Source organism: Paracoccus aurantiacus (genome assembly GCF_007993065.1).
Taxonomy (GTDB): Bacteria; Pseudomonadota; Alphaproteobacteria; order Rhodobacterales; family Rhodobacteraceae; genus Paracoccus; species Paracoccus aurantiacus.
Genome location: NZ_VOPL01000026.1, coordinates 1 through 1,593, shown reverse-complemented (window position 1 = coordinate 1,593; position 1,593 = coordinate 1). Strand labels below are relative to the sequence as shown.

2 protein-coding genes are annotated in these 1,593 nt (G+C 61.6%); both read right to left on the bottom strand.

Features of this window, described 5'->3' with window-relative positions:
- Positions 1-143: 143 nt before the first annotated feature.
- Complete coding sequence (locus FQV27_RS18675; RefSeq protein ID WP_147101610.1) at positions 144-503, bottom strand: rhodanese-like domain-containing protein; 360 nt, start codon at positions 501-503, stop codon at positions 144-146.
- Positions 504-505: 2 nt separating this feature from the next.
- Positions 506-1,405: an MBL fold metallo-hydrolase gene (locus FQV27_RS18670; RefSeq protein ID WP_147101607.1), complete on the bottom strand. Its 900-nt coding sequence runs from the start codon at positions 1,403-1,405 to the stop codon at positions 506-508.
- Between the last annotated feature and the right edge of the window lie 188 nt (positions 1,406-1,593).

The window sequence follows — 1,593 nt, the reverse complement described above, 5'->3', positions numbered from 1 at the left end:
CAGTGATAGCGCCGCGTTCGCAGCATGGTGTTTCCTATAGTCCTAGACCCGCAGGCCGGTACGTTCCAAAAACCGGTAAGGACGCTGTTGCAACGGCCGAACCGTTCCAATTGGTCGTTCTGCAAGAGCGTACCATGCGGAACTCAGTTCGCCTTCATCTCCTTCGGCGCGCCCGTGGCCATGTCGGTGCCGGTGTAGGGCAGACCGGCCTGTTTCCATGCGCCGAAGCCGCCCTCCATATGCGCAAGTGGCGACAGTCCGGCTTTCAGGGCAATCTCGGCCATCTTGCCGGACCGGGCGCCCGAACCGCAGTGAAGAACGATACGTTTGCCGTCCTGCGTGGGCAGCGCCTCGGGGCGGAAGAACGCCATGGGCATCAACAGCGCGCCGTCGATATGCTCCATGATGTATTCGGGCGGCGTCCGCACATCGATCAACACGATCTCCTGCGCGTCCAGCGCCGCCTTTACCTTTTGTGGTTTCCAGTCTTCGAGTTGTGCCATGATCAGAACCTGTTCGCTGGTATCTTGAAGTAGCTGTTTCCATCAGCCTCCGGTTCCGGTAGTCGACCGCCTCGAAGGTTGACTTGGAGCGCGTGGAGCATCCTGTCGGGCAGGTTGAGCGTCGCGTCGCGTTCCTCGCGCACCTTGACGTAGTCGTCCTTTTCGACGCCGCCGCCCAGATGTTTGTTCGAGGCTTTCTGCTCGGCCACCGTGCTTTCCCACGCCGGGTCGTCGCGGCCTTCCGAGCCGTAGTCGTGTCCGATGAAGATCCGGAACTCATCGGGCAGCGCCAGGATCGCCATCAGCGAGTCGTAGAGCATGGCCGCCGATCCGCCGGGGAAGTCTGCGCGCGCGGTGCCGCTGTCGGGCTGCATGAACGTATCATGGGCGAAGACAGCATCGCCGACCACATAAGTGATCGATCCCAGCGTGTGGCCTGGCGAGAGCATCACGTGCAGGTCAAGATCGCCGATGCGGAACGTGTCGCCGTCGGCAAGAAGCCGGTCGAAATCGGCCTCCGGGTCGAATGCGCCCGGCGTGTTGTAGAAGTCGCGCCAGAGCCCCGCGATTTCCCGAACCTTCTCGCCTATGGCGTTCGGCGCGCCGGTCTTCTGCTTGAGATACGCCGCGGCCATCAGGTGGTCGGCATGAGGGTGCGTGTCGAGAATCCATTCGAGCGTCAGACCCTCGCGCTCAATCCAGTCGAGCGCCCAGTCGGCAGACTCGGTCGAGGTGCGGGCGCGGGCCGGGTTGAAGTCGAGAACCACGTCGATCAGTGCGCATTTTTTCGTTGCCGGGTCGATGCAGATATATTGGCAACTTCCTGAAGCTTCGTCGTAGAAACCAACGACATCCGGGCTTCCAGGCCCACGGGATGAACTTTTCGAATATGGGATTGTCATGCAGTCCTTTCCTTTTCGGTCATTCTGCGGCTTTGGCCGGGTCGGCCAGTGGTTGGGCAAGCGCCTTCCAGGCGTCGTGCTGGGACAGGAAGACGCGTCCGTTGAGCTGGTCGAGGAAGTGTGTGGTCTTGAGGCGGTCCATCACCGGACCCTTCACTTCCGAGAGGTGCAGTCCGACCCCCAGATCC